Source organism: Kitasatospora sp. NPDC002551 (genome assembly GCF_040296005.1).
Classification (GTDB): domain Bacteria; phylum Actinomycetota; class Actinomycetes; order Streptomycetales; family Streptomycetaceae; genus Kitasatospora.
The window spans coordinates 65,796-72,334 of sequence record NZ_JBEOWI010000045.1 but is presented as its reverse complement, the minus strand read 5'-3'; the positions used below and the strand labels follow the sequence as shown (position 1 = coordinate 72,334).

Sequence of the window (6,539 nt, the reverse complement as noted above, 5' to 3'; positions counted from 1 at the left end):
GCGCCGACGGCCTCGACGTGCTGTGCGACGTGTACCCCTACACCGCGGGCAGTACGGTGCTGCACGCGATGCTGCCGCCGTGGACCAGCGAGGGCCACCGACCGGCGTTCTCTCGACCTGGCCGCCGTCCGCTCGGTCTACTACCGCCGCCCCACGCCGAGCGAGTTCCCGCCCGAACTTGTCCCGGAGGCCCGGGCGGTGGCGGCCGCCGAAGCCCGACGGGGCTTCGGCGGCCTGCTGTCGGCGCTCCCGGCCCGCTGGCTGCCGCCGCCGGGCCGGGCCGCAGACGCCGAGTCCAAGCCGCTCCAGCTCCGGGTAGCGGCCGAGTGCGGGCTGCGGGTCCCGCGGACGCTGATCACCAACCGGCCCGGGGCCGCGCGGGAGTTCGCGAACCGGATCCGCGGGCCCGTCGTCTACAAGCCGTTCACGCCGATCCGGGGGACGGTCGGCGGCGAGTCCGCGGCGGTCTACGCGAGCGTCCTCCGGCCGGAGGACGTCGGGCACCCGTCCATCGCCGCCACGGCGCACCTGTTCCAGGAGTGGGTGCCCAAGGCGTACGAGGTCCGGCTCACGGCGGTGGGCGGGCGGCTGTTCGCCGCCGAGATCCACGCGGAGTCGGACGCCGCGAGGACGGACTGGCGCAGCGACTACGACAGCCTCCGCTACCGCGTGTGCGAGCCCCCGGCCGAGGTGTCCGCCGGCGTGCACCGCGTGCTCGCGCGACTCGGCCTGCCCTACGGGGCGTTCGACTTCGTCGTGACGCCGTCCGGGACCTGGGTGTTCCTGGAGGTCAACCCCAACGGGCAGTACGGGTTCGTCGAACAGGCGACGGGGCTGCCCATCACCGCCGCCATCTGTGACTACTTGGAAGAGGACGAGGGATGACCACGGAACTCGACGTGAGGATCCGGCTGGCGCGGGACATCGAGCGGGGGGCCTCCGTGCTGTCCTCGCGGGTGGTCGAGGCTTTCCTGAACGTGCCGAGGCATCCGTTCGTACCGGCCTTCTACCGGCCCGAGGGCACGGTCCACCGGCCCTGGCGGAGCGGTGACGAGGCGTGGATGCGGGCTGTGTACGCGGACGAGGTGCTGGTCACCGAAGTGGACGGGGTGCACGCGGAGGACGCCCCGGGTGCCGGGGTGGGCGGGGTGGCGACGTCGTCGTCCACCGCGCCCGGGCTGATGGCGGAGATGCTGGACGCGCTCGATGTCCGGCCCGGGGACCGGGTGTTGGAGGTCGGTACGGGGAGCGGGTACAACGCCGCGCTGCTCTGCCACCTGGCCGGCGCCGGGAACGTCACCACGGTCGACCGCACCGGGCGCCTGGCGGACGCGGCGCGGGAACGGCTGGGCGCGGCGGGGTTCGGGGCGGCCGTCGTCGTGCGGGCGGACGGCGCGGTCGGCTGCCCGGGCGGCGGGCCGTTCGACCGGATCATCGCGACCTGTTCCGTCCGCCGCCTCCCACCGGCCTGGCTGGACCAGTGCGTGACCGGTGGGCTGATCGTCGCGCCGATCGGCAACGCCCTCGGCGGCGGCGCGGTCGTCTGCCTCACCAAGCTGCCCGACGGCGGTGCGGCGGGCCGGTTCCTGCACCGACCCGCCGCGTTCATGCCCCTGCGGTCGGACGGCGGCGCGGCCGCGGTCCGCGAGGTTCCCGCCACTGGCCGGCGGCGGACGAGCGTCGTCGGCGCCCGCGTGTTGGACGACCACGGCTTCTCCTTCTGGGCGGGCCTGCAGCTGCCCCTGGCCGTCGTCAGGGTCGGCGGCGGCACACTCCACGACCCGGCGGACGGCTCGACCGCCCAGGCCGAGGACCACCCGGGCCGCCCGTCCACCGTGACCACCAGCGGGCCGCGCGACCTCTGGAAGATCGTCGAATCCGCCTACACCACCTGGCGCCGCCACCACCGCCCCCGCCGCGAGTGGTTCACCCTCACCGCCGTCCCGGGCGGCCCCCAACTGGTCACCTACACCACCCCGGGCGGCGGGACGACGTCCTGGACCCTCTGATGTGTGGGGGCCCACCGGCACGGGAACGCGGCAGCCACCGTGCGTCCTTGCCTGCCGCGGCATTCGGAAGCGTCACGTCGTCCCCGAACCGGATGCAGTCGGTCACGGGCCCGGACATCAGGTCGCCCGCCCGGCCCCGCGGTTCGGGGCCGGGCGGGCCGGACCCCGAGGAACCCCGGATGGCCGACCTCTGGAAGCACCTACCGGATGCCTTGCGCATCGGCATCGAAGGGCTGACCGGTGCGGTGACCGCCGCCGTTCCCCCAGCGGGGGGAACGGTGTCCGACTTCGCCGCCACGCTGGAGACGGCCGGCGGGCCGGTGTTCTGCAAGGCCGTGCGCGAGGACAACCCGAAGGCGTGGATGCACCGCCTGGAGTCCGTCGTGAACCCCGTGCTCCCGCCGGGCATCGCTCCCCGCCTGCTCTGGAAGGTCGAGGCCGGCGGGTGGTTCGCCCTGGGGTTCGAGCACGCTCCCGGCAAGCACGCGGACCTTTCCCCGGGGTCCGCCGATCTGCCGTTGGTCGCGCGGACCTTGGAGGAGCTCGCCGGAGCGCTGACCCCGCCGCCGCCGCTGCGTGCCTTCAGCCTGGCCGATCGATGGTCGGGGCAGGACTTCTGGCACGACCTCGGGAGCCGGCACCGGGAGCGGCTCGACCCGTGGACCGTGGCACGGCTGGAGACGCTGGTCCTGGCCGAACGGGCAGCACCCGAGCTGATCGACGGCAGGACCCTGGTCCACACCGACCTGACCGGCCCGAACCTGCTGGTGGACGGCGAGACGGTCCGCGTCGTCGACTGGGCGTTCCCCGCCCCGGGTGCTGCCTGGGCCGATACTGCTTACATGGTCGTCCGGCTGATCGGGGCCGGACACAGTCCCGAGCGCGCGGAGCGCTGGGCCGAGAGCGTGTCCCTGTGGCGCGCCGCGCCCGACCGCTCCGTCACGGCCTTCGGCGCGATCCTGACCGGTCTGTGGACCCTCCGCGCCGCCGAGACACCCGGCCGTTACTGGGACGGGCTGAGTGCCCATGGAATCGCCTGGCTTCGTCACCGGCTCGGGTAGCGGCGCGGGCTGCGGTCCACGACCTCACCTGCGCCACCGTCCCCAGGACGAGCGGCAGCGCGACGGGGACGGCCAACACGCCCTGAGCGGTCGCGGCGACGGGCAGTCGGAGGCGGAGCAGGGCCACACCCGTTCCGGCGAGGAAGGCCACGAAGGCCACCGGCCAAGCGCCGACGAGGCGCGGCGGCACGGGCCTGCGCTCGCCGCGCATCACCTCCCAGCCGCCCCGGAAGAACCACACCACGGCGGCCACCCCCTCGGCCACCACGAGCGGCACCGTCAGCATCAGGTCGAGCGACCACGTCGGCATCCGGGCATCCTCCCAAGGCCGCCCGTGGCCGGTCATGAGTACGCGACCTCATCTGGGGCGCCGATTCCGGCCGGTCCCGAAATCCCTTGGTCCCGACGGGCGGTGCGGGTGATACTCCGGCCATGGACGAGGTCTTCCTGCGCACCGCCGAGCCCGGCGAGGCCGGCGTGCTCACGGCGCTGACGCGGCGGTCGAAGGGGTACTGGGGCTATCCGCGGGCGATGCTGGACCGGATGGCGGAGGTGCTGTCGATCAGCTCCGCCGCCATCCGGGACGGGCACGTCGTCGTCGCGGAGCGGGGCGGTGCGGTGGTGGGGTACTACCGGCTCACGGGCGAACCGCCGCACGGCGAGCTGGCGGACCTGTTCCTCGACCCCGAGGTGATCGGCACCGGCCTGGGGCGGACGCTCTGGGAGCACGCCGTCGCCGCCGCCCGCGGCGCCGGCTTCCGCACCCTGACCCTGGAGTCCGACCCGCACGCCGAGGGCTTCTACCGGCGCATGGGCGCCGTGCGCGTCGCCGAACGCGAGGTCGCCCCGGGCCGCTCGCTCCCGGTGCTGCGGGTCACCCTCGATCGTGGTCTCCGGCCGTCCGGGAACGCCTCGCGGATCAGGGGTGGACGAGCTTGAACCTGACGAACTCCTCGTTGACGACGAAGATCTCCTCCTCGGCCGACAGCCACCGCTTGCGGTCCGCCAGCTTGCTGGTCTCGATCTTCTTCTTCGTCCCCGCCAGCTTGAGGTAGAACTCGTCGCCGCCCAGGTCCTCGACCTGCCAGCGGGTGCGGCAACTGCTCTTCTCCAGCCTGATGTCGGCCCCGTAGAGGCACCAGGTCCGGTACTCGCCCCAGTTGCCGGACGTCGACTCGATGCTGTAGGTGAGGTCGTCGGCGTGCAGGGTGAAGACCACGGCGGTGCCGTTGCCCGGCTGGTTCGTCAGGAGCGCGTAGTCCCAGCCCGCGTAGACCTCGAACGTCGCTCCCCGGCCCGAGTCGGCCTGGACGAGGTAGACGGGGTCATAGACGGTTTCCCGCTTCGAGGGCGCGGGGTGGGCGAGGTTCGCGGGGAGCCGGTGACCGGCGCCGTCCGTGGCGGCCTGCGCGGTCGACGCCGGGGTGGCGCCCGCCAGCAGGGCGAGGCAGCCGGCGGCGGCGACCGCCGTCCGTCGCAGCGATCGGCGTAGCGGTAGTGACTTCCACACGGGAGTGCTCCTCGGCGTTCGGTCCGGCCGGTGTCCGGCTCGGCGGCCATCCTCGCCGTCCGGGTCACGGACTTCCACGGACGGTTCCGGGCGGCCGGGGAGTTCACACGGACGAGGGGGAAGCGGGGCGCGGATTCCCGAAAGCCCGGGCGATCGGGCTCCATGAGGTCGACGGTCGAGGGCAGCCGCGCGTGCGTCCCACCGGGTCCGCTGTGGGGAGTTGACGGATCGTCGCCGGTTGCCGACTCGGGCCCGTCGATCTAGTATCCATTCATTATGAATGACGTACATAACTCTCTGGAGTTGTCCCGCGACAGCGACGGCTCCCTCTACGACCCCGGCGTCCGGGCCTCCATGCGGGCCTTCGCCGCAGGTGACACCACCCTCACCCTGGAAGCGGCCGCGGCCGTCCGCTCGGCCGCGCAGGCGCTCGACCGGCTGCGCTCGCTCGGGGCCGGCGGGCGCGGTCTCAGCGCGGGGGCGCTCGACCTCCTCGCGCGGCTGGGCACCGCCTCGGAGGACGGGCTCAGCATCGGCGAACTGGCCCGCGCGGCCGGCGTCAGCTCGCGCAACGTCACGGGCCTGGTCGACACCCTGGAGCGTGACGACCTGGTCGAGCGGGTGCAGGACCCCCGTGACCGCCGCTCGGTCCGGGCCCGGATCACCCCGGCCGGGCAGGACTGGCTGGAGGCCTTCCGGGAGCCGACGCAGCGCGCCCTGTCCGCCGTCTTCCAGGGCTTCGGCGAGGCCGAGCTCGCCCGACTCCGCCACCTCTGCCTGCGCCTGATCGACAACCAGCGCCGGATCGAGCAGCACCTGAACGCCGGCGCCGGTCCGGATCTGCGGCGCACCCCATGACCACGCGGGCCCGGCGCGGGCCCGCGGGACACGGCGCCCGGCCGTCCCCCGATCGGCGGACGGCCGTGGGGTGTGCGGGTGTCCTCCCCGTCCGGGGCGGGGCGCGCTGGTAGCTGTACCGCCATGTCCCATCACCTCAGCGGACCGAACCTCCGCTCACCGCGCGGCGACGCCCGGCTCGACCTCACCGACCTGTTCGTCTTCCCGTCCGCCGACGCCCCCGGCCGGACCGTCCTCATCATGAACGTGAACCCGTACGCCCCCACCGGCGGTGCGGAGTTCCACCCGGACGCCGTCTACCGGATCAACATCGACAACGACGGCGACAACCGCGCCGACGTCGCCTACTCGTTCACCTTCTCCGACCCCACCGGCGGGGCGCAGAGCGTCACCGTCCGCCGGGCGACCGGCGAGGCGGCGCAGAAGCACGAGGCCTCGGGCGACGTCCTCTTCGCCGACGCGCCGGTGGCCTTCGGCGCCGCGCCGGCCGTCGTCCCGTCCCCCTACGGCGGGTACCGGCTCTCGGTCGGGCTGCGCAGTGACCCCTTCTTCGCCGACCTCGAAGGGATCGTCGACAACTTCACCTGGACCGGCAAGGACGCGATGGCGCAGGCGAACGTCTTCGGCATCGCCCTGGAGGTGCCGGACGCCGACCTCGGCGCGGAGCCGGCGATCGGCGTGTGGGCGCGGGTCAGCCTCCACGTGGACGGGCAGCTCGTCTCCGTCGACCGCGGCGCCCATCCCTCCCTCACCGCGTACTTCAACGCGGAGGAGGTCAAGGACGCGTACAACGCGGGGGAGCCGGCCGACGACTGGGAGAAGTACCGCGAGCCGTGGACGGCCGTCCTCCAGCACACCGGCGACTACACCAACGACGCCGCCACCGAGACGCTGAAGCTCGTCCTGCCCGACATCCTGCGCTACGACCGCTCCCGCCCCGCCGCCTACCCCAACGGCCGCACCCTCACCGACGACGTGACCTCGGCCCGGCTCGCCATGGTCTCCGGCGGCAAGATCCCCACCGACCACATCCCCCCGCACACCGACCTCCTCCCCACCTTCCCCCACCTCGGCCACCCCCACTAGGGTCCGTCCCGGCCC

7 protein-coding genes are annotated in these 6,539 nt (G+C 73.7%); 6 read left to right on the top strand and 1 reads right to left on the bottom strand.

Annotated features, from left to right (window positions below; all coding sequences use genetic code 11):
* Positions 1-198: 198 nt before the first annotated feature.
* From ABT093_RS30310 to ABT093_RS30295, 4 genes are all read left to right on the top strand, one after another.
* On the top strand, positions 199-885 hold the full coding sequence (locus ABT093_RS30310) for an MvdC/MvdD family ATP grasp protein (RefSeq protein ID WP_350569888.1): 687 nt from the start codon (positions 199-201) through the stop codon (positions 883-885).
* Positions 882-2,009 carry a methyltransferase domain-containing protein gene (locus ABT093_RS30305; protein WP_350569886.1) on the top strand — a complete coding sequence of 376 codons (1,128 nt, stop codon included), beginning with the start codon at positions 882-884 and terminating at the stop codon, positions 2,007-2,009. The genes ABT093_RS30310 and ABT093_RS30305 overlap by 4 nt, the downstream gene beginning before the upstream one ends.
* A 179-nt stretch (positions 2,010-2,188) precedes the next feature.
* Positions 2,189-3,070: a phosphotransferase family protein gene (locus ABT093_RS30300; RefSeq protein WP_350569884.1), complete on the top strand. Its 882-nt coding sequence runs from the start codon at positions 2,189-2,191 to the stop codon at positions 3,068-3,070.
* Between the two features lie 432 nt (positions 3,071-3,502).
* Positions 3,503-4,009, top strand: a complete 507-nt coding sequence (locus tag ABT093_RS30295) for a GNAT family N-acetyltransferase (protein WP_350569883.1) — start codon at positions 3,503-3,505, stop codon at positions 4,007-4,009.
* Here ABT093_RS30295 and ABT093_RS30290 read toward each other — a convergent pair.
* Entirely contained in the window at positions 3,990-4,580 is a 591-nt protein-coding gene (locus ABT093_RS30290; RefSeq protein ID WP_350569882.1) for a hypothetical protein, read from the bottom strand. The genes ABT093_RS30295 and ABT093_RS30290 overlap by 20 nt on opposite strands.
* A 276-nt stretch (positions 4,581-4,856) precedes the next feature.
* Between ABT093_RS30290 and ABT093_RS30285 the strand changes: the two genes are divergently transcribed.
* Positions 4,857-5,438, top strand: coding sequence for a MarR family winged helix-turn-helix transcriptional regulator (locus tag ABT093_RS30285; protein ID WP_350569880.1), 582 nt, complete (start codon positions 4,857-4,859; stop codon positions 5,436-5,438).
* Between the two features lie 123 nt (positions 5,439-5,561).
* Positions 5,562-6,524, top strand: coding sequence for a DUF4331 family protein (locus ABT093_RS30280; protein ID WP_350569878.1), 963 nt, complete (start codon positions 5,562-5,564; stop codon positions 6,522-6,524).
* Positions 6,525-6,539 lie beyond the last annotated feature (15 nt).

Excerpts from the sequence above, each read along its gene's own strand:
- ABT093_RS30305 (WP_350569886.1), top strand. The coding sequence starts at position 882 with ATGACCACGGAACTCGACGTGAGGATCCGGCTGGCGCGGGACATCGAG.
- ABT093_RS30300 (WP_350569884.1), top strand. The coding sequence starts at position 2,189 with ATGGCCGACCTCTGGAAGCACCTACCGGATGCCTTGCGCATCGGCATC.
- ABT093_RS30285 (WP_350569880.1), top strand. The coding sequence starts at position 4,857 with ATGAATGACGTACATAACTCTCTGGAGTTGTCCCGCGACAGCGACGGC.
- ABT093_RS30295 (WP_350569883.1), top strand. The coding sequence starts at position 3,503 with ATGGACGAGGTCTTCCTGCGCACCGCCGAGCCCGGCGAGGCCGGCGTG.
- ABT093_RS30280 (WP_350569878.1), top strand. The coding sequence starts at position 5,562 with ATGTCCCATCACCTCAGCGGACCGAACCTCCGCTCACCGCGCGGCGAC.